The 22,904-nt window shown below is 73.3% G+C and carries 22 protein-coding genes and 1 pseudogene; 21 read left to right on the top strand and 2 right to left on the bottom strand.

The features are described from left to right. Positions 1 to 17: 17 nt before the first annotated feature. Complete coding sequence (locus ACSTA4_RS02635) at positions 18 to 605, bottom strand: hypothetical protein (RefSeq protein ID WP_444962306.1); 588 nt, start codon at positions 603 to 605, stop codon at positions 18 to 20. A gap of 549 nt (positions 606 to 1,154) precedes the next feature. On the opposite strand from ACSTA4_RS02635, the gene ACSTA4_RS02640 reads away from it, so the two are divergent. Further along, a complete protein-coding gene (locus ACSTA4_RS02640) occupies positions 1,155 to 1,391 on the top strand; it encodes a hypothetical protein (RefSeq protein WP_248773310.1) in 237 nt (78 codons plus the stop codon). A 100-nt stretch (positions 1,392 to 1,491) separates the two neighbouring features. Further along, on the top strand, positions 1,492 to 2,085 hold the full coding sequence (locus tag ACSTA4_RS02645) for an RNA polymerase sigma factor (protein ID WP_444962307.1): 594 nt from the start codon (positions 1,492 to 1,494) through the stop codon (positions 2,083 to 2,085). Between the two features lie 355 nt (positions 2,086 to 2,440). Here ACSTA4_RS02645 and ACSTA4_RS02650 read toward each other — a convergent pair whose 3' ends face one another. After that, complete coding sequence (locus ACSTA4_RS02650) at positions 2,441 to 2,968, bottom strand: inorganic diphosphatase (RefSeq protein WP_013155954.1); 528 nt, start codon at positions 2,966 to 2,968, stop codon at positions 2,441 to 2,443. Positions 2,969 to 3,054: 86 nt separating this feature from the next. Between ACSTA4_RS02650 and dacB the strand changes: the two genes are divergently transcribed. The 19 genes and pseudogenes from dacB (at position 3,055) to ACSTA4_RS02745 (ending at position 22,882) form a co-directional block, all read left to right on the top strand. Continuing rightward, on the top strand, positions 3,055 to 4,422 hold the full coding sequence (gene dacB / locus ACSTA4_RS02655; RefSeq protein WP_444962308.1) for a D-alanyl-D-alanine carboxypeptidase/D-alanyl-D-alanine endopeptidase: 1,368 nt from the start codon (positions 3,055 to 3,057) through the stop codon (positions 4,420 to 4,422). A gap of 180 nt (positions 4,423 to 4,602) precedes the next feature. Next, positions 4,603 to 5,685 (top strand): zinc-dependent metalloprotease, encoded by a 1,083-nt coding sequence (locus ACSTA4_RS02660; protein ID WP_212644627.1) that lies wholly within the window; start codon positions 4,603 to 4,605, stop codon positions 5,683 to 5,685. After that, positions 5,682 to 6,686 (top strand): tRNA lysidine(34) synthetase TilS, encoded by a 1,005-nt coding sequence (gene tilS, locus ACSTA4_RS02665; protein WP_444962309.1) that lies wholly within the window; start codon positions 5,682 to 5,684, stop codon positions 6,684 to 6,686. The genes ACSTA4_RS02660 and tilS overlap by 4 nt, the downstream gene beginning before the upstream one ends. 138 nt (positions 6,687 to 6,824) lie before the next feature. After that, complete coding sequence (gene hpt, locus ACSTA4_RS02670) at positions 6,825 to 7,379, top strand: hypoxanthine phosphoribosyltransferase (RefSeq protein WP_444962310.1); 555 nt, start codon at positions 6,825 to 6,827, stop codon at positions 7,377 to 7,379. A 306-nt stretch (positions 7,380 to 7,685) separates the two neighbouring features. After that, positions 7,686 to 9,743: an ATP-dependent zinc metalloprotease FtsH gene (gene ftsH, locus ACSTA4_RS02675; RefSeq protein WP_444962311.1), complete on the top strand. Its 2,058-nt coding sequence runs from the start codon at positions 7,686 to 7,688 to the stop codon at positions 9,741 to 9,743. Beyond that, complete coding sequence (gene folE, locus ACSTA4_RS02680) at positions 9,740 to 10,339, top strand: GTP cyclohydrolase I FolE (RefSeq protein ID WP_047870502.1); 600 nt, start codon at positions 9,740 to 9,742, stop codon at positions 10,337 to 10,339. The genes ftsH and folE overlap by 4 nt, the downstream gene beginning before the upstream one ends. A 460-nt stretch (positions 10,340 to 10,799) precedes the next feature. Beyond that, positions 10,800 to 11,702: a dihydropteroate synthase gene (gene folP, locus ACSTA4_RS02685; protein ID WP_248773316.1), complete on the top strand. Its 903-nt coding sequence runs from the start codon at positions 10,800 to 10,802 to the stop codon at positions 11,700 to 11,702. Next, entirely contained in the window at positions 11,699 to 12,148 is a 450-nt protein-coding gene (locus ACSTA4_RS02690; protein WP_416027763.1) for a nuclear transport factor 2 family protein, read from the top strand. The genes folP and ACSTA4_RS02690 overlap by 4 nt, the downstream gene beginning before the upstream one ends. Then, positions 12,148 to 12,504: pseudogene (gene folB, locus ACSTA4_RS02695) on the top strand (dihydroneopterin aldolase); the annotation flags it as partial. The gene ACSTA4_RS02690 and the pseudogene folB, both read left to right, overlap by 1 nt. 75 nt (positions 12,505 to 12,579) lie before the next feature. Then, positions 12,580 to 13,080: a 2-amino-4-hydroxy-6-hydroxymethyldihydropteridine diphosphokinase gene (gene folK, locus ACSTA4_RS02700; protein WP_444964080.1), complete on the top strand. Its 501-nt coding sequence runs from the start codon at positions 12,580 to 12,582 to the stop codon at positions 13,078 to 13,080. Continuing rightward, positions 13,080 to 13,562: a DUF3180 domain-containing protein gene (locus tag ACSTA4_RS02705; RefSeq protein ID WP_416027765.1), complete on the top strand. Its 483-nt coding sequence runs from the start codon at positions 13,080 to 13,082 to the stop codon at positions 13,560 to 13,562. Before folK ends, ACSTA4_RS02705 begins: the two co-directional genes overlap by 1 nt. A gap of 171 nt (positions 13,563 to 13,733) precedes the next feature. Continuing rightward, positions 13,734 to 14,180 (top strand): PH domain-containing protein, encoded by a 447-nt coding sequence (locus tag ACSTA4_RS02710; RefSeq protein WP_248774772.1) that lies wholly within the window; start codon positions 13,734 to 13,736, stop codon positions 14,178 to 14,180. A 132-nt stretch (positions 14,181 to 14,312) separates the two neighbouring features. After that, positions 14,313 to 15,926 carry a PH domain-containing protein gene (locus ACSTA4_RS02715; protein ID WP_444962312.1) on the top strand — a complete coding sequence of 538 codons (1,614 nt, stop codon included), beginning with the start codon at positions 14,313 to 14,315 and terminating at the stop codon, positions 15,924 to 15,926. 245 nt (positions 15,927 to 16,171) lie between these two features. Next, positions 16,172 to 16,411, top strand: a complete 240-nt coding sequence (locus tag ACSTA4_RS02720; protein WP_358416356.1) for a chaplin family protein — start codon at positions 16,172 to 16,174, stop codon at positions 16,409 to 16,411. A 435-nt stretch (positions 16,412 to 16,846) separates the two neighbouring features. Continuing rightward, positions 16,847 to 17,089: a hypothetical protein gene (locus ACSTA4_RS02725; protein WP_212641711.1), complete on the top strand. Its 243-nt coding sequence runs from the start codon at positions 16,847 to 16,849 to the stop codon at positions 17,087 to 17,089. Positions 17,090 to 17,275: 186 nt separating this feature from the next. Beyond that, positions 17,276 to 18,160 carry a Rossmann-like and DUF2520 domain-containing protein gene (locus tag ACSTA4_RS02730; RefSeq protein WP_248773320.1) on the top strand — a complete coding sequence of 295 codons (885 nt, stop codon included), beginning with the start codon at positions 17,276 to 17,278 and terminating at the stop codon, positions 18,158 to 18,160. Between the two features lie 65 nt (positions 18,161 to 18,225). Further along, positions 18,226 to 19,095 carry a pantoate--beta-alanine ligase gene (gene panC, locus ACSTA4_RS02735; RefSeq protein ID WP_444962313.1) on the top strand — a complete coding sequence of 290 codons (870 nt, stop codon included), beginning with the start codon at positions 18,226 to 18,228 and terminating at the stop codon, positions 19,093 to 19,095. 348 nt (positions 19,096 to 19,443) lie between these two features. Beyond that, positions 19,444 to 22,035: an L-aspartate oxidase gene (locus ACSTA4_RS02740; protein ID WP_444962314.1), complete on the top strand. Its 2,592-nt coding sequence runs from the start codon at positions 19,444 to 19,446 to the stop codon at positions 22,033 to 22,035. A gap of 64 nt (positions 22,036 to 22,099) precedes the next feature. Further along, a complete protein-coding gene (locus ACSTA4_RS02745) occupies positions 22,100 to 22,882 on the top strand; it encodes a type III pantothenate kinase (protein ID WP_013155972.1) in 783 nt (260 codons plus the stop codon). The last annotated feature ends 22 nt before the right edge of the window (positions 22,883 to 22,904 follow it).

The raw sequence follows: 22,904 nt of genomic DNA on the forward strand, positions 1-22,904 counted from the left end.
CGTGCCCGTGCGCCCGTTCAGGCGGTCACCCGGACCACCACGGCCACCTCGTCGCCGGTGTTCACGAGGTGGTGGCCGCCGCCCCCGGCCGAGCCCACGACCCGGGCCCGGCCGGCGGACAGCTCCGACGCCGAGCGCATCTGCCCGTCCGCGGCGGAGGCGATCAGGTGGGCGCGCCCGCTGACCAGGTACAGCACCTCCATGCCGTGCCGTCGGGACGGGTGCGGGGCGGGTCCGGACACGAAGCTGTTGGGTTCGAGGGCCACCGCGGTCACGCGGAGCCTGCCGCCCGCCCGGCGCCGGGCCGCGCGGGGGGCGGGCTGCCAGCGCCCCCGCCGGGACGGCCGCAGCGCGGGCCCGCTCAGGGAGGCGGCGGCGCCCCGGGCGGCGGACACCAGGCGACCCAGGGTCGGCATGCGGCGCTCGCCCAGGTGGGCGTAGCCGGAGCGGCGTCCGGCGTCCACCACGTCGCCGATCCCCTCCAGGGAGACGGGAGCGCTCCTGGGGGCGGGCGCGGACGACGGGGCCGGTGCGGCGGCGGCCGGTGCGGCGACGTTGTGGGGAGCGGGGAGTACGGCAGTGCCGGAGAGAGTGCGCTGGGGCATCGTGAGAGGATCCTTCACGTGTGCGCGCCCCGGGAACGGGAGCGCGCGGATGTCGTCTGGAAGCCCCGGTGCGCCGGGGCGGCGGCAGGGGGAACGGCCCCGCGGGTTCACGCGGAGACGGAGATCACCCTGCTGGGAGGTGCCCAGCGCCCGGCGTCCACGATGGACTGGGGTGCGCGGAGGGGCACGCGGTCGGTCGGCGGCGTACGAGGACGCCTCGGCGACGACTCAGCGACGACAACACGGACACGCCGCACGGGCCAGGTGGCAGGAGGCCCCGGGGGCCGTACGAGCCATGGCGTCGGTGCGCGTGCGCGGATACATGGGTGTAAGGAGACCAGCAAAGGCCGGGAGGAGTCAAGCGACGGTGCGGTGGCCGCGCGTGTCGTCCCCCTCACCCCGGCGTTCGCGGGGCGTGTTGCGGGCGGCGCTCCGTGGTGGTGACATGTGGAACCCGAGTACGGTGTGCGGCCACCGCCGGAAAAGGCTCCATCCCCCAGCCGTAGTGACAGGAGCGGCCGTTATGGCATCCGTCCCCGGAAGGCGCAGTTGAGCACCGAGGCGCCGGGACTGTGGGCGCGCGTCCTGGTGCGCGCGCTGGTCGTCGCGGCCGCCTGGGTGATGGCGCTCGGCTTCCTCGGACCGGGGGAGGCCCTGCTCGTCGCCGTCCTGACCGCGCTCACCTTCGTGCTGCTGTGGCTGCGCGCCCGCGCCGCAGGACCGGCCGCGCCGCCGCCGGGCTCCCCCCGGGGCCCGGACCCGCGCCGACCGCCGGAGGAGGGCTGAGCCGCCCGCGCGGCCCCGGAGCCCGCCCGCGCCACGCCGCCGGACGCTCTTTCGACAAAGCGGTGAGCACCGTGCCGCGCGCGGCGTAGATTCTTGGTCTATGACGGACCGGGATCTTCTCCACGCCCTGCGCTCCGGCCGTACTCCGCCGGAGGACGCCTACGCCAGGCTTCTCGACGCGTACGGAGCGGAGCTGTACCGGCGCTGCATCCTGGTCCTGCGCGACCGCGACGCCGCGCACGTGGTGCTCAGGGACACGCTGATCGTCGCCCGCGCGCACATCGGGCGCCTTGCCGACGCCGACCGGCTGGGGGAGTGGCTGCACGCGCTCGCCGAGGTCGAGTGCGCCCGCCACCGGGCCGACGGTTCGCGGGCCGGGGCCCCGGACGAGCTGGGACTGCCGGAGAACACCGCGCTGGTCCCGACGCGCGTGCTCAACGGCATGGTCGGCCCCGAACTCGACGGCTACCGCACGCACGTGGCCGTGCGCGCCGACCGCTTCGACCGCGAGGGCTTCCCCAAACCGCCGGGCGACCCGTTCCTGACCCGCGGCCTGGCCTCCCTGCTGCCCGTCGTCCTGGCGCTGCTGTGCGCCCTGCTGCTGATCGTGCTGGCGGGCTACGTGCTCACCACGGACTCCGCGCACGAGCCCTTCCCGGGCCCCGGGGCGGTCGCCTCGCGCAGCCAGCGCTGAGGGCACCGCCCGGACACGGCGCGGCCCGGCGGGGAGTCCTCCGCCGGGCCGTCGCGGCGACGCCGTGACACGTGTGCTCGCGAGCGACTGGGCCTGCCGCTGTGGACGGGGCTTCTGCTCTGGGGGGTTGTTCGGGTGCCCACGGGGTTCTGGAGGTGCCGGAGGTGAGGCTGCGAGGAACGAGCCGTCTCACCGGAGGCGCCGAAGGTTCCCGTTCTCCGGGCGCCCGAACAAGGGAAAAACCGCGCTTCGCGTCCGTTGAGGGTGGTAGCCCGCCTCGCCGCGAAGCGCCCCCGGCGGGCGGTGGCGGGCGACGGGCGGGCCGCAGCGAAGCGGAGGCCCCGAAGAGCACGGACTAGCTTTCCTTGACCTCGGAGATGTGCGAGGCGTCGCCGTGCACGCCCGCCTCCTCGGCGCGCTTGACCGAGGCCACGATCTCCTGCTCGGCCTCGTGGCGGCCGACCCAGGTGGCGCCCTCCACGGACTTGCCCGGCTCCAGGTCCTTGTAGACCGTGAAGAAGTGCTCGATCTCCAGGCGCTCGAACTCGTTCACGTGGTGAATGTCACGCAGGTGCTCCTGGCGCGGGTCCGTCGCGGGGACGCAGAGCAGCTTGTCGTCGCCCCCCGCCTCGTCGCGCATGCGGAACATGCCGATGGCGCGGGCCCGGATCAGGCAGCCCGGGAACGTCGGGGCCTTGAGCAGGACGAGGGCGTCCAGGGGGTCGCCGTCCTCGCCGAGGGTCCCCTCGACGAACCCGTAGTCGGCGGGGTAGGTCGTGGAGGTGAACAGCATGCGGTCGAGACGGATACGACCGGTCTCGTGGTCCACCTCGTACTTGTTGCGCTCCCCCTTGGGGATCTCGATCGTAACGTCGAATTCCATGCTGATCTCGGCTCCCAATGCGACTAATGTCGCCGTATAACTACAACGTCAGGCCGCTACACCGAAGGAAGGGCAGGTGCCCCCGAGTGCGACGGGTACGAGGCGAGGCGCTCCTCGCGCTGGCCCTGCTCAACATATTCGTGCTGATCGCCGGGTTTGTCGCCCTCGACGTGATCGGGGCGCGTCCCCTTCCCGCGGCGCCCAACCCGGTCACGGACGCCGAGGGCGTGGCGGCGGCGCAACCCGCGGCCTCGACTCCGGCGGACCCGGAACGGATCGCGGACACCCTCGATGATCCCATGTCGGATTCCGGGATCGAGGAGGGCCTCTCCGGTTTCGTCGTGGACGCCGCCACCGGTGAGACGCTCTTCGAGCTGGACCCGGACGCCCCCGTGACCCCGGCCTCGACCACGAAGATCGCCACGGCCGTGGCCGTACTGGACACCGTCGGACCCGACCACGTGCTGAGCACCGAGGCCTACCTGGTCCCCGGACAGGACCGCGTGGTGCTGCGCGGGGAGGGCGACGTCACCCTGACCACGACCGCCGACTCCGCAGCTTACCCGCAGGTAGCGACCCTGGAGGAGCTGGCCGAGCGCACGGCGCGGGCCCTGGGCGCGGAGGGTGTCGACACGGTCTCCCTCGGCTACGACGACTCGCTGTTCACCGGTCCGGACACCGGCCCCGGCTGGAAGCCCAACTACGTCACCGAGGGCAGCACCGCCACGGTGCACGCGCTGATGATCGACTCCGGGAGGTTCTCCACCGAGGCCAGCGGCTACGGGTCGCGCGTGCCGGACCCGCCCCTGTTCGCGGCCGAGGCCTTCGCCGAACAGCTGGAGGAGGCGGGGATCACGGTCGAGGGCTCCCCCACCGGGGAGCGGGCCTCCGGGGAGCCCGTCGCCAGCGTCGACTCGCCCCCGATGTCGGCCCTGGTCGAGCACATGATGCTGGCCAGCGACAACAACATGGCCGAGGCGCTGGGGAGGGTCACCGCGATCGGCCTGGGCGGGGATCCCTCCTTCGACGGCGCCGCCGCGGCCACCCACCAGGTGATGGAGAGCCTGGGTGTGGAGGGCGTCCGACTGTCGGACAACAGCGGCCTGAGCACCGAGAACAGGATCACGTCCCGGGCCCTGGTGGAGCTGCTGCGGCTGGCCGCGAGCGGTGACCGCCCCGACCTCAACGCCGCGATCACCGGGCTGCCCACGGCCAACTCCACGGGCACCCTGGCCAGCGGGGGCCGCTACTCGGTCCACTCCACGGCCCACGAGGGCGCGGGGCTGGTGCGCGGCAAGACCGGCACCCTGAACGGGGTGAGCACCCTGGCCGGGACCATCCACGACCAGGAGGGCAACGTGTTCCTGTTCGCCTTCATGGCCAACCACCCCGCCGCCGTCGGCCCCCGGCTGGACCCCCTGGCCGCCGCCCTCAGCCAGTGCGGCTGCTCCTGAACGGCTCACCACGCGAGCGCGCCCCCGGCCGCGCGGCCCGGCGGCGGCGCGGAACCGCCCGGTGACACCGGAGGAACCGGGGAAATCGGCCGTCCTCAGGGTCATCCCGGGCGGTACCCGGAATTCCCACCCTGATCCCCGTGCCGTCCCGCGCCTCGTGGGTAGGCTGGCGGTGTGACTGTGATCGACTGGGACGTAGCCGTGAACACCGGTGTCCGCCTCGTGCGCCCGGGCCCGCAGGTGGACCTCTCCGACGCGCGGCAGGCCGTCGCGCAGTTGCGGGAGCTCTCCACCGTGGCGGCCGGGCACGTGCGCGAATTCACCGGGATGAACCCCCTCGAACCAGCGGGTCCCGCGGTCATCGTGGACCGCCCCGGCTGGATCCGAGCCAACGTCGACGGGTTCCGAGTGGTCATCGAACCCGTACTCGAACAGATGGGCGCCGACCGGCTCAACAACAGCCCGGCCGGGAACCTGACCAGCGCGGTCGGCTCCCGGATCACCGGGGTACAGCTCGGAGCGGTGCTCTCCTACCTGGCGGGGAAGGTCCTCGGCCAGTACGAGCTCTTCCTGCCGCCCGACCCCGACGGCACCCTGCCGACCGGCCGTCTGACTCTGGTGGCGCCCAACATCGTCAACGCCGAACGCGAGATGGACGTCGACCCCCGGGACTTCCGCCTGTGGGTGTGCCTGCACGAGGAGACCCACCGCATGCAGTTCACGGCCACGCCGTGGCTGCGCGGCCACGTCCAGGAGCTCATGCAGGAGCTGCTCCTGTCGTCGGAGATGAACGCGGGCGACCTCATCGGCAGGCTGCGCGCCGCGGGCGAGGCCGTCGCCGACGCCGTCCGGGGCGGGGGCGAGAGCAACCTCATCACCGCCATCCAGAGCCCCGAGCAGAGCGAGATCATGGACCGGGTCACCGCGGTCATGAGCCTGGCCGAGGGGCACGGCGACTTCGTCATGGACGCCGTCGGCCCCGAGGTGGTGCCCAGCGTCGCCACCATCCGCGCCCGCTTCCAGAAGCGCCGCGAGTCCGCCAACCCGATCGACCGGATCATGCGCCAGCTGCTGGGCATGGACATGAAGATGCGCCAGTACGAGGAGGGCGCCGCCTTCGTCCGCGCCGTGGTGGGCGAGGTCGGCATGACCGAGTTCAACCGGGTGTGGACCTCGCCCGAGACCCTGCCCACCCTGGCGGAGATCCGCAACCCCACCGCCTGGGTCGACCGGGTCGTGCGCCCGGCCGCCGTCAACGAGTGAGCGGTCCGCACCCCGCCGTCGCCGCCGTGCGCTCGGCGGTCCGGCGGGTGCTGCGCGACCTGCCCGCCGACGCCACGGCGCTCGTGGCGTGCAGCGGCGGCGCCGACTCCCTGGCGCTGGCGGGCGCGGTGGCCTTCGAGGCCCCCCGCGTCGGCCGGGCCGCGGGGGCGGTCACCGTCGACCACGGGCTCCAGGAGGGCTCGGACCGGCGCGCCGAGGACGTGGCCAAGGTCCTGGCCGGGCTCGGACTCGACCCCGTCCTGGTCCGGACGGTGCGGGTGACCGGACCGGGCGGGCCCGAGGCGTCGGCCCGGCGCGCCCGCTACGAGGCGCTGGACGGCGCGGTCGCCGACCGCGCCCCCGCCGTGGTGCTGCTCGGCCACACCCTCGACGACCAGGCCGAGACGGTCCTGCTCGGCCTGGCCCGCGGCTCCGGGGCCCGCTCGCTGGCGGGCATGGCGCCGCGCGCCGGCCACCGCCTGCGCCCCCTGCTGGACCTGGACCGGGCCACCGTGCGCGAGGCCTGCGCCCGGATGGGCCTGGACGCGTGGGAGGACCCGCACAACCTCGACCCCCGCTTCGCCCGGTCGCGCGTGCGACACGAGGCGCTGCCCGCCCTGGAGCGCGCGCTGGGTCCGGGTATCGCCGCCGCGCTCGCCCGCACCGCGGGCATGCTGCGCGCGGACGCCGACACCCTGGACCTGCTCTCCGACGGCCTGTTCGAGGAGGCGTCCGACCCGGGCGACGGGAGCGGGCGGGACGCGCGCCCGGTCGGGCCCGTGCTGGCGGTGGCACCGCTGGAGCGGGCCCCCGAGTCCCTGCGCACCCGGGTGCTGCGCCGCGCCGCGCTCGCCGCGGGCTGTCCGGCCGGCGCGCTGACCGCCCGGCACGTGCGCGAACTGGACCGGCTGGTCACCGAGTGGCGTGGTCAGGCCCACATCGACCTGCCCGGGGGAGTCCGGGGCCGCCGTGTCGCGGGCCGTGTCCGTTTCGAGGGCTGAGGTCCTGCTGCGCCCGGCGTGTCCGCCCTCCGCGACGCGCCGCCGCGGGGGAGGGCGGGCCGGTCCGGCTCCGCCGCCGCGTTCGACACGTTTATCCTGGTTGCCGCAAACGGGGAACCCAGCAGCGAGGACATCAGCGTGGACGCCAAAGACATGGGTCGGGACCTGGAGAAGGTCCTGGTCACCGAGGAAGAGATCAAGGCCCGCCTGGAGGAGATCGGCGCGCGCATCGACGCCGACTACGCGGGCAAGGACCTGCTCATCGTCGGTGTGCTCAAGGGCGCGGTGATGGTGATGGCCGACCTCGCCCGGGTGCTGCACACCCCGGTCTCCATGGACTGGATGGCGGTCTCCTCCTACGGGGCCGGGACCACCTCCTCCGGCGTGGTCCGCATCCTCAAGGACCTGGAGACCGACATCAAGGACCGTGACGTCCTCATCGTCGAGGACGTCATCGACTCCGGTCTGACCCTGTCGTGGCTGATCGGCAACCTGAAGTCGCGCGGGCCCCGCTCGGTGGAGGTCTGCACGATGGTCCGCAAGCCGCTGGCCTTCGACGTGGACCTGCACGTGCAGTACGTCGGCTTCGACCTGCCCAACGAGTTCATCGTCGGCTACGGCCTCGACTACGCCGAGAAGTACCGCAACCTGCCCTTCATCGGCACCCTCGCCCCGCACGTCTACGGGGACTAGGGGGCGCCCGGCCCGCCGCGGACTCCGTACGGGCTCGCACCGGACCCGTACGGAGGCTGCGGGGGGACCCGTGCGGAGGCTGTGGGGAGTGCCACGGGAACAACGCGGTGGGGTGTCGTCGTTGCTTTCATGACGGTTCCCGTCCGGTCGTCCGTGCGGGCGTGCCCGCCCTCGGGGGCGAGGTGTACCGTCGAATATCCCGGCGATGTTCCGGGGAACCACGTGTCCGATAGGTCCTGCTTCGGAAACTCCTCTGGGGTGGGGCGGCCTGGTCAGGAGGGACGGACCCGACAGGGTTCCGCTCACATGAATCTGAAGCGTTTTTTCCGCGGTCCGTGGATCTGGATCCTGGCCGTCGGCCTCATGCTCATCATCGGCTTCCGCGTGTTCGACGTCGGCGGCGGTCCCCAGCCCACCGAGACCGACATCTCGACCGTCCACCAGCTCATCGAGCGGGACGAGGTGGACAACGCCGAGATCGTCGACCGCGACCAGCGCATCGTGCTGACCACCGTGGACGACGAGATCTACGAGGCGTACTGGGTCGAGGGCCAGGGCCTCCAGCTCGCGGAGATGCTCCAGACCTCCCTGGACAGCGAGGGCTCCAACCTGGAGTCCTACGAGGTCTCGGTCGCCACCACGCCGGTGTGGACCACCGCGCTGTTCAGCCTGCTGCCGCTGGTCATCATCATCGTCATCTTCTGGTTCATCTTCAGCCAGATGCAGGGCGGCGGCTCGCGTGTGATGAACTTCGGCAAGTCCAAGGCCAAGCTCATCACCAAGGACACGCCCAAGAACACCTTCGCCGACGTCGCCGGGGCCGACGAGGCCATCGAGGAGCTCCACGAGATCAAGGAGTTCCTCCAGAACCCGGCCAAGTTCCAGGCGATGGGCGCCAAGATCCCCAAGGGCGTGCTCCTGATGGGCCCGCCCGGAACCGGTAAGACCCTGCTGGCCCGCGCCGTCGCCGGCGAGGCCGGGGTCCCGTTCTACTCCATCTCCGGCTCGGACTTCGTCGAGATGTTCGTCGGTGTGGGCGCCTCCCGCGTGCGCGACCTGTTCGAGCAGGCCAAGGCCAACGCCCCCGCGATCATCTTCATCGACGAGATCGACGCCGTCGGCCGCCACCGCGGCGCCGGCATGGGCGGCGGGCACGACGAGCGCGAGCAGACCCTCAACCAGATGCTGGTCGAGATGGACGGCTTCGACGTCAAGGGCGGCGTCATCCTCATCGCCGCCACCAACCGGCCCGACATCCTCGACCCGGCGCTGCTGCGCCCCGGCCGCTTCGACCGGCAGGTCGTCGTGGACCGCCCGGACATGGACGGCCGCCGCGACATCCTCAAGGTCCACGCCAAGGGCAAGCCCATGGCGGACGACGTCGACTTCAACGTCATCGCCCGCCAGACCGCCGGGATGACCGGCGCCGACCTGGCCAACGTCATCAACGAGGGCGCCCTGCTGTCCGCGCGCGCCGACCGGAAGGTCATCACCCACGCCGTCCTGGAGGAGGCGATCGAGCGGGTCATGGCCGGTCCCGAGCGCAAGACCCGGGTGATGTCCGACCGGGAGAAGAAGGTCATCGCCTACCACGAGGGCGGCCACGCCCTGGTGGGCCACGCGCTGCCCAACTCCGACCCGGTGCACAAGATCACCATCCTGCCGCGCGGCCGGGCCCTGGGCTACACGATGTCGGTGCCCACGGAGGACAAGTTCCTCACCTCGCGCTCGCAGATGATGGACCAGCTTGCGATGATGCTCGGCGGCCGCGCCGCGGAGGAGCTCGTCTTCCACGAGCCCACCACCGGCGCGGGCAACGACATCGACAAGGCCACCAACCTGGCCCGCAACATGGTCACCGAGTACGGCATGAGCGAGCGCCTGGGCGCCCGCAAGTTCGGCTCCGGCAACACCGAGCCCTTCCTGGGCCGGGAGATGTCGCACGCCCGCGAGTACTCCGAGGAGATCGCCTCCATCATCGACGAGGAGGTGCGCCGCCTCATCGAGTCCGCGCACGACGAGGCATACGAGGTCCTCGTCGAGTACCGGGACGTCCTGGACGACCTGGTCGTGGCGCTGCTGGAGAAGGAGACCCTGTCCAAGGCCCAGGTGCTGGAGATCTTCGCGCCGGTGGTCAAGCGCCCCTCCCGCGGCTCCTACACGGGTTACGGCAAGCGCCAGCCCTCGGAGCGGCCCCCGGTGCGCTCCAAGAAGGAGCTGGCCGTGCTCAACGGCGCCGAGGTCCCGGGCGCCGACGCGGTGCGGGGCTCCACGGACGTCCAGGACCCCCAGACGGTCCGGGGCTCCTCGGCCAACGGACAGCTCCCGGGGCCGTCCGCCGCGGATGAGGGGGACGAGTCGTGAGCGCGTCCGAGGAACTGCCGCCCAGGTCCGTGGACCGTCTGCGCATCGAGCGCGCCGTCCGCGAGATCCTGCTCGCCATCGGCGAGGACCCCGACCGCGACGGCCTGGTCAAGACGCCCGAACGGGTGGCCAGGGCCTACGAGGAGCAGTTCGCCGGGCTGGGGCAGAAGCCCGGGGACGTGCTCACCACCGTGTTCGAGGCCGACCACGAGGAGATGGTCCTGGTCAAGGACATCGAGCTCTACTCCACCTGCGAGCACCACCTGGTGCCGTTCTACGGGGTGGCGCACGTGGGCTACATCCCCGGCGCGGACGGCCGCATCACCGGCCTGAGCAAGCTCGCCCGCCTGGTGGACGTGTACGCGCGCCGCCCGCAGGTGCAGGAGCGGCTCACCGGCCAGGTGTCGGACGCGATCATGGAGTTCCTCCAGCCGCGCGGGGTGATCGTCGTGGTCGAGGCCGAGCACCTGTGCATGACCATGCGCGGGGTGCGCAAGCCCGGGGCCAAGACCGTCACCTCGGCGGTGCGGGGGATCTTCCGCAGCAGCGACCGGACCCGCTCCGAGGCGATGAGCCTGATCCTGAGCCAGCGGTAGGCAGCGTTTTTTTGGACCTCCGCTCCGCTTCGGCCCACCCGTCGCCCGCCATCGCCCGTCGGGGACGCTGCGCGTCGGGACGGGCTACCGCCCTCAACGGACGCCTGCGGCGCGGTGTCTTCCTTGTTCGGGCGCCCGGAGAACGGGAATCGGGTTGAAGCAGGCACAGCGGCGCCTGCGACGGGTTCGCTCGTGCCCACCCGTCGCCCGCCACCACCCTCAAACGACGCCTACGGCGCAGTTCCCCCACGGGAACCCGTCTCCGGCCCCTCCAGAACCCCGTGGGCGCCCGAACCGACCCCCACAAGCTGAGACCGGTTCAAAAAACAGACCCTGGGAGCCTTACCATGAACCCTCCCCGGCGACCGACGTCGCCGGGGAGGGTTTCGCGCCTCCGCGGGCGGGCACAAGCCCCGGGCGCGCGCCTCCGGTTTTCCGGCGTACGCGTAGGGTGATCCTTATGGGGCCGAAACACACACTTCCGGGCCTGCCCGACCGCGGGCGGTGCCTGGTCATGGGGGTCGTGAACGTCACCCCCGACTCCTTCTCCGACGGCGGCGCGTGGTTCGATCCCGACAGGGCGATCGAACACGGACTGCGCCTGGTCGAGGAGGGCGCGGACCTGGTCGACGTGGGCGGTGAGTCCACCCGTCCCGGCGCGCAGCGCGTCTCCGCCGCCGAGGAGCTGCGCAGGGTCGAACCGGTCGTGCGGGAGCTCTCCGCGCGGGGCGTCGCCGTCAGCGTCGACACCATGCGCGCCGAGATCGCTGAGAAGGCCGTGGAGGCCGGAGCCGTCCTGGTCAACGACGTCAGCGGAGGGCTCGCCGACCCGGCCATGGCCCGCCTCGTGGCGTCTTCCGGCGTTGCCTACGTGTTGATGCACTGGCGTGGGCATAGTCATGACATGCAGAGCCGTGCCGTGTACACGGATGTCGTCCAGGAGGTCCTCGATGAGCTCCGCGACCGTATGGAGGCCATGATCAGTGCAGGTGTCGACCCCGGCCAGATCGTTCTGGACCCCGGGTTGGGATTCTCCAAGCGCCCCGAGCAGGCGCACAACTGGGCGCTGCTGCACGAGCTGGAGCGCTTCCACGAGCTGGGGCGCCCCGTGCTGGTGGCCGGATCGCGCAAGCGCTTCCTGAGCCGCCTGCTCGGCGACGCCAAGGGCGAGGACCGCCCCTTCACCGAGTGCGACGCCGCCACCGCGGCCGTCACCACCCTGTCCGCGGACCGGGGGGCGTGGGCCGTGCGGGTGCACGACGTCCGTCCCAGCGCCGACGCCGTCCGCGTGGCGGCCGCCTGGTCCGACGGCGGCGCCCGTCTGGACGAGGGACGCGCCGAGCCGGTGGAGGGCAGCCTGTGAAGTCCCGCCAGGAGGTCATGGAGCGCGTGGCCGAGGCCAACGCGCAGTTCTACAGCGCCATCGAGAACGGCGACATCGACCTGATGCGCAGTGTCTGGGCGGAGGAGCACGAGGCGCCCGACCTGGTGTGCGTGAACCCCGGCTGGCCGCTGCTGCGCGGGCGCACCGAGATCATGCGCGCCTGGTCGCTGATCATGGCCAACGTCACCTACATCCAGTACGTGCTCACCGAGACCCACATCGGGATCGGCGGCGACATCGCCATGGTCACGTGCGAGGAGAACGTGCTGACCGCCGAGGAGGACAGTCCCGGCTTCGTCGCGGGCGGCCAGGTGGTGACCACCAACCTGTTCGTGGACACCGACCAGGGGTGGCGGCTGTGGTCGCACCACGCCTCGCCCGTGCTCATGGAGGAGGACGAGGACGAGGGAGAGGTCGAGGCCTGATGCCCGATCGCGTCGCCCTCCGCGGACTGCGGGCCCGCGGCCACCACGGCGTGTTCGACTTCGAGCGCCGGGAGGGCCAGGACTTCGTGGTCGACGCGGTGCTGTACCTGGACACCGCCCCGGCGGCGGCCTCCGACGACGTGGGCGACACCGTCCACTACGGCCTGCTCGCCGACCGGCTGGTCGCGATCGTGACCGGGGAGCCGGTCAACCTGATCGAGACGCTCGCCGAGCGGCTGGCCCGGGAGTGCCTGGCCGAACCGCTGGTTGAGCGGGCGGAGGTGACGGTGCACAAGCCGTCCGCGCCCATCGAGCACGAGTTCGCCGACGTGGCCGTCACCGTGGTCCGGGAGCGGACGCGGCGCGAGCCCGGCGACCTCGGGGACGCCCGGGGCCCGGGAGGCGCGCAGGACCCCGCCAGGCGGCGCGCCGTGCTCTCCCTGGGCTCCAACCTCGGGGACCGGATGGCGACCCTCCAGGGGGCCGTGGACACGCTGCTGGGCGGCGCGGACGCGCCCGTTCCGGTGGCGGTGTCCCCCGTCTACGAGACCGAGCCGGTGGGCGGCCCCGAACAGGGCGCCTTCCTCAACGCGGTCCTGGTCGTGGACACCGACGGCCCGCCCCGCGCCCTGCTGGAGCGCGCCCGCGCGGCCGAGCGGGCCTTCGACCGCGTCCGCGAGGTCCGGTGGGGGCCACGCACGCTGGACGTGGACGTCATCGCGTTCGGGGACGTGCGCGACGACGACCCGGAGCTGACCCTGCCGCACCCGCGCGCCCACGAACGGGGGTTCGTGCTCCGGCCCTGGCTGGACGCCGACCCCGGGGCGCGCCTGCCCGGCAGGGGACCGGTCGCCGACCTGCTGGAGTCCTGCGGCGAGCAGGGTCTGCGCCGGCGCGACGACCTGAGGCTGCGCCTGCCGGGGCGGGCCTGATGCCCCGGGACGAGGAGGGGCGGATGCGCCCCACCGGGTGGCGGGTGCCGTCCCTCCTGGCGGTGGTCGGCGCCCTCGCGGGGGTGCTGATCACCAACTCCCTGCCGGGGCTGCCGCTGCTGCCGTGGTCGGCGATCCCGACCCTGCTGCTGCTCGCGGTCGCCGAGGGCTACACGGCGGGGCGGACTCGCAGGCGCATCCGCCGGGAGCCGGGCACCGAGCCGATGCAGCCGCTCAGCGCGGCCCGCCTGGTCGCCCTGGCCAAGGCCAGCGCGCTGTTCGCGTCCCTGGCGCTGGGCTTCTTCGCGGGGATGGCGCTGTCGGTGTCGGACACGCTGGTGCTGCCCGTGCACCGCGAGGTGTTCCTCACCGCGCTGGGCACGGCCCTGTCGTCGGGGCTGCTGCTGGCCGCCGCCCTGTACCTGGAGCACGCCTGCCGGGTCCCGGAGGACGACGATCCGCAGGACGGCGCCCGGTTCTGACTCCTCGGGGTCTTTCGTCCGAATTCGCCTGCGCGCCGCGTCGGTCTGCCGGTGCTTGCCCCCGGATGGTTGACTGGCTCCGTGGAGACCAGTGACACGACACCGCCGCCCGGGCCCTCCAGGCCGCTCGACGCGGCGTTCGCACCGCCCGGGGACGCCTCCTGGAGCCGTGTGTCGCCCGCCCTGGCCTGGTACCGCCGGATCGTGGTGGGCGCGCTGTGCCTGATCGCCGGGGGCGGGGGCGCCGTGCTGCTGTTCGTGCGGGCCTCCTGGCCCTGGGCCGCCGCCTGGGCGGTGCTGGCCGCGGCGGTCCTGGCCGCGGGCTGGGTCCTGGCCGGGCTCTTCCGCCGGTCGTGGGGCTACGCGGAGGCCGACGAGGAGCTCTACCTCACCTACGGGGTGTTCGTGAGGCAGCTGGTGGTCATCCCCTACGGCCGGATGCAGGTCGTGGATGTCACCGCCGACCTCCTCGAACAGGCCCTGGGCATCGCCACCGTGCAGGTGCGCACCGCCGCCAGCACCGCGGACACCCGGGTGGTCGGGCTGCCGCTGGCCGAGGCCGTCCGGATGCGCGACCGGCTCGCGGCGCGCAGTGAGAGCTTCTCGACGGGGTTGTAAGTGCACGGACCAGCTCAGCCGCCGCAGGGGTCCCCGGGCCCGCACGTCCGACCGGGGCCCGCCGGTCCGCAGTGGTACCAGGGCCCTCCGGGGCACCCGGGGCCGCCGTTCGGTCCGCCGCGGCCGCAGGCCATGGCGCCCCCGACCGGTTGGCGGCCCCAGCCGGTCCGGCCCCCGCGACCGGAGGACGACGTCACCACGGGCGTGTTCCGCGCGCACTGGATGAGCGTCCCGCTCCAGGTCGTCGCGGTGACCCTGGTGTTCGTGGCGCTGGTCGGCCCCATCCTCAACACCTTCGGCTTCGCCTGGGTCGTGATGATGGCGGTGGCCGTCGTCTTCGGCACGCTCGCCTACGCCCTGCCCGCGTGGTGGTACGCCACCTTCGGGCTGCGCGAGGACCACCTGGTCGTCCACAGCGGCCTGGTCAGGCGCAGCTCGCGCGAGGTGCCGCTCAGCCGCCTCCAGGCGGTGGACGTGGTCCGGCCCCTGTTCCTCCAGGTGTTCGGCATGGCCGAACTGCGCGTCGAGCTGGCGGGCGGCGACGGGAGCGACATCCGGCTGCGCTGCCTGCCCCGCGTCCTGGCCGAGCGCCTGCGCGTGGCCGTCCTCGCGCACGCCGCCGGACTCCCCGGGCGCTCGCCCGAGGCGCCGGAGTGGCCGTTCTACCGGCTGCCCTTCCTGCTGCTCCTCGGCGCGCTGACCTTCCGCGTGCCGGTCCTGCTGTCCTTCATCGCGCTGCTCATGCTCGCCACCGCGGGCGCGGTCTTCGCGGAACCGGGCGTGGTGGGCGCGCTCCTCCCGCTCACCCTGGGGCTGCTGCGCTACTTCTGGGGGCCCCTGGCCCGCTACACCGACTACTACGCCTCCCTGTCCTCCGACGGCCTGCGCCTGCGCTACGGCATGTTCCAGCGGCGCATGCAGACCGTCCCGCCGGGGCGCGTGCAGGCCGTGCGTGTGGTCGAGCCCCTGCTCTGGCGGGCCCTGGGCGTGGCCCGGGTCGAGGCCAACGTCGCCGGTTACGCGGGCGCGCGCCAGGCCGACTCGTCCACCCTGCTGCCCGTGGCGCCGCGCCGCACGGCCTTCGCCCTGGTCAACGAGCTGTTCCCGGAGAGCGAGGCGGCCCACGTGCCGCTCGTGCCCAACGACAGGCCGGTGCCGAACCTGATGGGCGTGGACGAGCACCTCTTCGTCAGCACGCGCGGCCTGTTCTGCCTGGTGACGGAGATCGTCCCGGTGGAGCGCGTCCAGACGGCGCGCCTGGTGGCCGGGCCGCTGGCCCGCCTGACGGGGCGTGTCGCGGTGGACGTGGACACGCCCCCCGGGCCGGTTCGAGCCAGGGCCCACGGGCGCGAGGCCCGGGAGGCGCGCCGCTTCCTGGACGCGCTGGCCGAGCACGGGCGCCGGGCCCGGGTGCCCGCGGCGGGCACGGAGCGCTGGGCGACCCGCGCCACCCTCACCCGCCGGACCGGGGCCGCCGGGCGGCCCTCCTTCGAGGAGGCCGGACCCGGGGAGCCCGCGCCCGCCGCCGGGGGGCCGGAAAACGCCGGGGACCCGGAGGGCCCGACGCCCGTCGAGGCCCCGGCCGCGCCGCCGCCGGGCGGCCGTCCGCGCTTCCTGGCTCCGAGTGCCGAAGGTCCCGAATCCGAGGATCCGGGGTCAGGGGCCGCGGAAACCGGGAAAGACGGCACCGCCGACACCTCCGCCGAGGACGGTACGGAGGGGACCCGGGACACCCCCGAACGCTGATGTGTCGTGCGTCACATTAAGGGACTCTCGGGCTTCCTTTTGTGGTTCACATGTCGGACATGGATGCGTACGGATGGTGATAATTCCAGCTCGCGGCCGTGAAATGCTTTCGCGTTATGGCCACGCGGGGCGAGGGAGTATGGCTAAATGGTGACCGAACACGGGGAGTGTTCAGTGTCATACACATAGTCAATGGTATTGACCGGTTGGCGCCCCCCGCCAACCGGTCCGACGGGAGAAACCACATGCTGAAGAAGGCTTTCGCCGCCAGTGCCATCGTCGCCGCCGCCGCGGGCGTCCTGTTCACCGGCGCTCCGGCCATGGCCAACAGCCACGTCTCGACCTCTGGCAACGGAAGCATCCTGGGGGGCAACCAGCTCGTGGCCGACCTGGACGTGCCGATCAACGTCTGCGGCAACGCCATCGCGGTCCTCGGTGTGGCCGGCGCCAACTGCGTCGACTCCGGCGCCACCGTGAAGAACTGATAGCAGCTCAGGACGGCCCGTCCCGGCCCCGCCGGGCGACGGGCTCCCGAACGAGGCGCCATCCCGTGACGACGGGGTGGCGCCTTCGCCGTGTCCGGGACCCGCACCCGGTCCTCCCGGATCCGCCCCGCGAACCCCGTCCGCGACCCGCCCCCTTCCGCTCGGCCGCAACCGCAATTGTCGTCCGACTGGAAACCGCCCGACCGGTGACGCTGCGCGCACACGCCTCCCGCCGATGTCTGGGCCTTTGTCCCGAACACACCCGAGAGGCGTGCGCACCCAGTGTGAGCATAAGGACGCTTCTGGTTATAAGTCCAGTTCAAAGCGGGGAAACGAAGGCTTCCCGGGGGTAATTTCTTGAGCGGTTCCCCAGGGAGCCGCCACACAACCAGCCGTCCGGCGGTCCCCCCGACCGGACACAGAAGGAGACGTGTAGTGCTCAAGAAGACGCTCGCCACCAGTGCCGTGATCCTCGCCTCCGCCGGGGTCCTCCTCACCGCGGCACCGGCGGCCGCGAACGTCGGCACCTGGACCTCCAACCACGGTTCCGACTTCAGCGGCAACCTCTCCTACATCAACGGCCTGACGAACGGCAACGTGGGCTGCGGCAACTCCAACGCCGCCTTCGGCCAGTCCCTGGGCTCGTGCTTCAACACCGGGGTGATCATCCAGGACTGATCCGGCCGGTCCCGCGGAGGGGGCCCACGTGCCGGGTGGTGGGGGCGGACGCGGTGTCCGTCCCCACACGCGTGCCCGGGGGCGGGTCGGCAGGTCACCGGCCGGGGAGGACTATCGTGTGCTCAGGCGCCCCGGAACGACAGGAACCGGACGCGCCCCACGCGTTCGGACCACGAGGGGGCACACATGGAGACGACGCAGGGACGCCCCGCCCGCCTGCGGATCGGCGTCATCGGATCCGGACGGGTCGGCTCCGTCCTCGGCCAGGCCCTGGGTCGGGCCGGGCACAAGGTCGTCGCCGCCTCCGCGGTCTCCGACGCCTCCCGGGCCCGGGTCGCCGACCGCCTGCCCACCGCGCGCGTGCTCGAACCGGCCCGGGTCGCCGAGGCCAGCGACCTCGTCCTGCTCACCGTCCCCGACGACGCCCTCCCCGAACTCGTCGAAGGGCTCGCCTCCACCGGCACCGACCTGCGCGGCAAGATCCTCGTCCACGCCAGCGGAGCCCACGGCTACGGCGTCCTGGCCCCCGCCACCCTCGTCGGCGCCCTGCCCCTCGCGCTCCACCCCGCCATGACCTTCACCGGGCGCGACGAGGACATCGACCGCCTCGCCAACTGCGCGTTCGGCGTCACCGCGCCCGAGCAGCTGCGCCCCATCGCCGAGGCCCTCGTCGTCGAGATGGGCGCCGAACCCGTGTGGATCACCGAGGACAAGCGCACCCTCTACCACGCGGCCCTCGCCGGAGGCGCCAACCACCTGGTCACCCTGGTCTCCGACAGCGCCGCCCTGCTCGCCTCCGCCGGGGTCCCCGAACCCGGCCGCATGCTCGCCCCCATGCTCAGCGCGGCCCTGGACAACGCCCTGCGCCTGGGCATCCACGGTCTGAGCGGCCCCGTCCTGCGCGGCGACGCCGGAACCGTCGCCGGGCACATCGAGCAGCTGCGGGAGAACGCGCCCGAGAGCGTGGCCAGCTACGTCGAACTCGCCCGGCTCACCGCCGACCGCGCCATCAACGCCGGAATGCTCAAGCCCGAGGACGCCGCGCGCCTGCTCGACGTCCTCCGCCGCTGAGACGCCGCCGGGTCCGGCGCGCGCACGGCCGCCGCGACGCAGAATACCACCACGGGAAACCACCGATGACCGCACCGCACTCCGCCGCCCCCGCCCCCCTCGTCGCGCACACGCCCGACGAGCTGCGCCGCGCCCTCACGGGTACCGGACGCGTCGCCCTCGTCCCCACCATGGGCGCCCTGCACGAGGGCCACCGCAGCCTCATGCGCCTGGCCCGCGAACGCGCCGACACCGTGGTCGTCAGCGTCTTCGTCAACCCGCTCCAGTTCGGGCCCAACGAGGACTTCGACCGCTACCCGCGCACCCTGGACACCGACACCGCCGTGTGCGCGGAGGAGGGCGTCGACGTGGTCTTCGCCCCCGGCGTCGACACCATGTACCCCGCCGAGCAGACGGTCACCGTCCACGCGGGCGCGATGGGCGACCGGCTGGAGGGCGCCTCCCGCCCCGGGTTCTTCACCGGCGTGCTCACCGTGGTCAGCAAGCTCCTGCACCTGGTCGGCCCGGACCTCGCGGTCTTCGGCAGCAAGGACGCCCAGCAGCTCGCCGTGGTCCGCCGCATGGCCGCCGACCTCAACATGCCCGTGGAGATCGTCGGCGCGCCCACCCTGCGCGACCCCGACGGCCTGGCCACCTCCAGCCGCAACGTCTACCTGTCCGCGGCCGAGCGCGCCAGCGCCCTGTCCCTGTCCCGCGCCCTGGAGGCGGGCCGCGCCGCCGCCCCCGGGGGCCCCGACGCCGTCCGCGCCGCGGCCCGGGCCGTCCTGGACGACGCGGCCGGGGCCGAGCCGCCCGTCGAACTCGACTACCTCGCGTTGGTCGATCCGGCCACCTTCGCCGACGTCCCCGCCGACCACGCGGGCGGGGCCGTCCTGGCCGTCGCCGCCCGCGTGGGCGCGACCCGGCTCATCGACAACGTGTCCCTGGCCCTCTAGGCAGTGTTTTCTTTGGACCTCCGCTCCGCTTCGGCCCACCCGTCGCCCGCCATCGCCCGTCGGGGACGCTGCGCGTCGGGACGGGCTACCGCCCTCAACGGACGCCTGCGGCGCGGTGTCTTCCTTGTCCGGGCGCCCGGAGAACGGGAATGGGGTTGTAGCAGGCACAGCGGTGTCTCCGGCGGGTTCGCTCGTGCCCACCCGTCGTCCACCACCACCCTCAACCGACGCCTACGGCGCAGTTCCCCCACGGGAACCCGTCTCCGGCCCCTCCAGAACCCCGTGGACGCCCGAACCCCCCGCACACCAGCGCCGCGTACCGGCGGCACCCCGGAAGAGAGAACACGGATGAGCACACCCCTCCAGACACGGCTCGACGCCCCCGAGCCGGGGTGGACGATCGAGGCCGACGTCGCGGTCGTCGGCTCGGGCATCGCCGGTCTGAGCACCGCGCTGCGCTACGTCCAGCGCACCGAACGCGGCCGGGTCGTGCTCGTCACCAAGGACCGCCTGTCCACCGGCTCCACCGCCTACGCCCAGGGCGGGATCGCCGCCGCAATGGCGCCCGAGGACGGGCCCGTCGCCCACATGGTCGACACCCACCTGGCGGGGGCGGGCCTGTCCGACCCCCACGCCGTCAACGTCCTGGCCGCCGAGGGCCCCGACTCCCTGCGCTGGCTCATCGGGCTGGGCGCCGAGTTCGACCTCGCCGAGGACGGCGCCCTGGCCCTCACCCGTGAGGGCGGCCACCGCGCCGACCGCGTCGCGCACGCGGGCGGCGACGCCACCGGCGCCGAGATCCAGCGCGCCCTCGTGGCCGCCGTCCTGGCCGAGGAGCGCATCGAGGCCGTCGAGCACGCCGTGGCCCTGGACGCCCTGCGCGACCCCGACACGGGAGCGGTGTGCGGCGCCACCCTGCACGTCATGGGCGAGGGCGCCCGCGACGGCGTCGGCGCGGTCCTGGCCCCCGCCGTGGTGCTGGCCACCGGCGGCATGGGACAGGTCTTCGCCGCCACCACCAACCCGCCCGTGTCCACCGGGGACGGCCTCGCCCTGGCCGCCCGCGCCGGGGCGCGCCTGCGCGACCTGGAGTTCATCCAGTTCCACCCCACGGTGCTCTGGCTCGGCCCCGAGGCGCGCGGGCGCCAGCCCCTGGTCTCCGAGGCCCTGCGCGGGGAGGGCGCCTACCTGGTGGACGCCGAAGGCGTGCGCATCATGGAGGGCGTCCACGAGCTGGCCGACCTCGCCCCCCGCGACGTGGTGGCGCGCACCATCGCCCGCACGATGGCCGAGCAGGGCGTCGACCACGTCTACCTGGAGACCCGCCACTTCGGCCCGGCCACCTGGGAGCGGCGCTTCCCGACCATCCTCGCCTCCTGCCGCGAGCACGGCATCGATCCGCTCACCCAGCCGGTCCCCGTCGCCCCCGCCGCCCACTACGCCTCCGGCGGCGCCGAGGTCGACATCGACGGCCGCACCTCGGTCCCCGGCCTGTGGGCCGTGGGAGAGGTCGCCCGCACGGGGGTGCACGGCGCCAACCGGCTCGCCTCCAACTCCCTGCTGGAGGGCCTGGTCTACGCCGACCGGATCGCCGCCCGCCTGGCGGGCGCCCCCGCCCCCCGGCCCGCGCGGGTCGAGGCCGTCGGCACCGTCACCGCGCTCCCCGACCCCGCCGCCGCGGCCCGCGTGCGCACCCTGATGTCACGCCACGCCGGGGTGCTGCGCACCGGCGAGGGGCTCGCCGAGCTGACCGCCGAACTCGACGCCCTCGCCCGTCCGGCTTCCCCGGCCACCCCCGACGTGGCCGCCTGGGAGACCGCCAACCTGCTCACCTCGGCCCGGCTCGTGGCCGCCGCCGCGCTGCACAGGACCGAGAGCAGGGGCGCGCACCAGCGCGCCGACCACCCCGAGCCCGTACCCGGGCTCCGGATCCGCCCCGTCGTCGTCCGACTGGAAGGGAACACCATCGTGACCACGGATGAGGACTGGACGCCCTCCCTGCCGCCCGCGCTCACCGCGGAACTGGACTCCATCGGCCTCCCCCTCACCGGTTCGGGCGTCCACCCGGACGCGCGCGCCGAGTTCGCCCTCCCGTACACCGCCCCCTCGCAATCCCACGTGGACCTGGTCCGCCGCGCCCTGTCCGAGGACCTCACCGCGGGACCGGGCATCGACGTCACCACCGTCGCGACCATCCCCGGCGACCAGGTGCGCACCGCGCACGTGGTGGCCCGCGCCGACGGCACCGTCAGCGGCCTCCCGCTCGCCGAACTCGTCTTCTGGCTGGTCGCCGACGGGGCCCTGGAGGCGCACCGGACCGTGGCCGACGGCGACGCGGTCAAGCGCGGCGACGTCCTGATGACGGTCACCGCGCGCACCCGCGACCTGCTCACCGCGGAGCGGACCGCGCTCAACTTCCTCACCCACATGTCCGGAATCGCCACCGCCACCCGCGCCTGGGTGGACGCCGTGGCCGGGACCGGCGCCCGGATCCGGGACAGCCGCAAGACCCGGCCGGGGCTGCGCGCGCTGGAGAAGTACGCCGTGCGCTGCGGCGGCGGGGTCAACCACCGCTACGGCCTCAGCGACGCCGGACTGGTCAAGGACAACCACGTCGTCGCCGCGGGCGGCGTCGGCGAGGCGGTCCGCGCCATCCGCGCGCGCTTCCCCGACCTCCCCCTGGAGGTGGAGGTGGACCGGACCGACCAGATCGAGGACGCCATCGCCGCGGGCGCCGAGGAGATCCTGCTCGACAACTTCACCGTCGAGCGGCTCCGCGAGGCGGTCGCGCTGGTCGCGGGCCGTGCGCGGCTGGAGTCCTCCGGGGGCCTGACCCTGGACGTGGCGGGTGACGTGGCCCGCACCGGGGTGGACTACCTGGCGGTCGGGGCGCTCACCCACTCCAGCCCGGCGCTGGATATCGCACTTGACCTGTTGTGAGCGGCCCGGTTGGTGGAAGATTCCTTGAGAACACACCACTTCGACCACGGATGAGGCCCCCAGCATGCTGCTCGCGATCGACGTCGGCAACTCCGAGACGGTCTTCGGTCTCTTCGCATCCGACGACCTTCTCGAACACTGGAGGGTGGGAACCGACACCAGGCGCACGGCCGACGAGTGGGCCGTGGTCCTGCGCGGGCTCGTCGACGGCAGCAGCCTGGGCCGCCCCGAGGACATCGACGGCATCGCCCTGTGCTGCTCGGTCCCGTCGGTGCAGCACGAGATGCGGGACATGTTCCGCCGCCACTTCGGGGACGTCCCGGCCGTGATCGTCGAACCCGGCGTCAAGACCGGGGTGCCGATCCGGATGGACAACCCCAAGGAGGTGGGCAGCGACCGGATCATCAACGCGCTGGCCGCCAACCACCTCTACGGCGGTCCCGCGGTGGTGGTGGACTTCGGGACCGCGACCACCTTCGACGCGGTCAGCGCGCGCGGGGAGTACGTGGGCGGGGCCATCGCCCCGGGCATCGACATCTCCGTGGACGCCCTCTCCCGGCGCGGCGCCCAGCTGCACATGGTGGAGATCGTCAAGCCGCGCGCGGCCATCGCCAAGAACACCACCGAGGCGCTGCGCTCGGGGATCGTGTTCGGGTTCGCGGGCCAGGTGGACGGGATCGTGGACCGCATGGTCGCCGAGCTCACCGACGCGCCCGACGACGTGACCGTGGTGGCCACCGGGGGGCTCGCCTCCATCGTGGTGGCCGAGTGCGAGACGGTCGACCTGCACGAGCCGTGGCTGACCCTCATCGGCCTGCGCCTGGTCTACGAGCGCAACGTCGGCTGATCCGGGTCCGGGGCGGGGGAGC

The organism is Nocardiopsis sp. M1B1 (assembly GCF_052466615.1).

Excerpts from the sequence above, each read along its gene's own strand:
- ACSTA4_RS02635 (WP_444962306.1), bottom strand. The coding sequence starts at position 605 with ATGCCCCAGCGCACTCTCTCCGGCACTGCCGTACTCCCCGCTCCCCAC.
- ACSTA4_RS02645 (WP_444962307.1), top strand. The coding sequence starts at position 1,492 with ATGACGGACCGGGATCTTCTCCACGCCCTGCGCTCCGGCCGTACTCCG.
- ACSTA4_RS02650 (WP_013155954.1), bottom strand. The coding sequence starts at position 2,968 with ATGGAATTCGACGTTACGATCGAGATCCCCAAGGGGGAGCGCAACAAG.
- ftsH (WP_444962311.1), top strand. The coding sequence starts at position 7,686 with ATGAATCTGAAGCGTTTTTTCCGCGGTCCGTGGATCTGGATCCTGGCC.
- folP (WP_248773316.1), top strand. The coding sequence starts at position 10,800 with ATGGGGCCGAAACACACACTTCCGGGCCTGCCCGACCGCGGGCGGTGC.
- ACSTA4_RS02705 (WP_416027765.1), top strand. The coding sequence starts at position 13,080 with ATGCCCCGGGACGAGGAGGGGCGGATGCGCCCCACCGGGTGGCGGGTG.
- ACSTA4_RS02715 (WP_444962312.1), top strand. The coding sequence starts at position 14,313 with ATGGCGCCCCCGACCGGTTGGCGGCCCCAGCCGGTCCGGCCCCCGCGA.
- ACSTA4_RS02720 (WP_358416356.1), top strand. The coding sequence starts at position 16,172 with ATGCTGAAGAAGGCTTTCGCCGCCAGTGCCATCGTCGCCGCCGCCGCG.
- ACSTA4_RS02730 (WP_248773320.1), top strand. The coding sequence starts at position 17,276 with ATGGAGACGACGCAGGGACGCCCCGCCCGCCTGCGGATCGGCGTCATC.
- panC (WP_444962313.1), top strand. The coding sequence starts at position 18,226 with ATGACCGCACCGCACTCCGCCGCCCCCGCCCCCCTCGTCGCGCACACG.
- ACSTA4_RS02740 (WP_444962314.1), top strand. The coding sequence starts at position 19,444 with ATGAGCACACCCCTCCAGACACGGCTCGACGCCCCCGAGCCGGGGTGG.
- ACSTA4_RS02745 (WP_013155972.1), top strand. The coding sequence starts at position 22,100 with ATGCTGCTCGCGATCGACGTCGGCAACTCCGAGACGGTCTTCGGTCTC.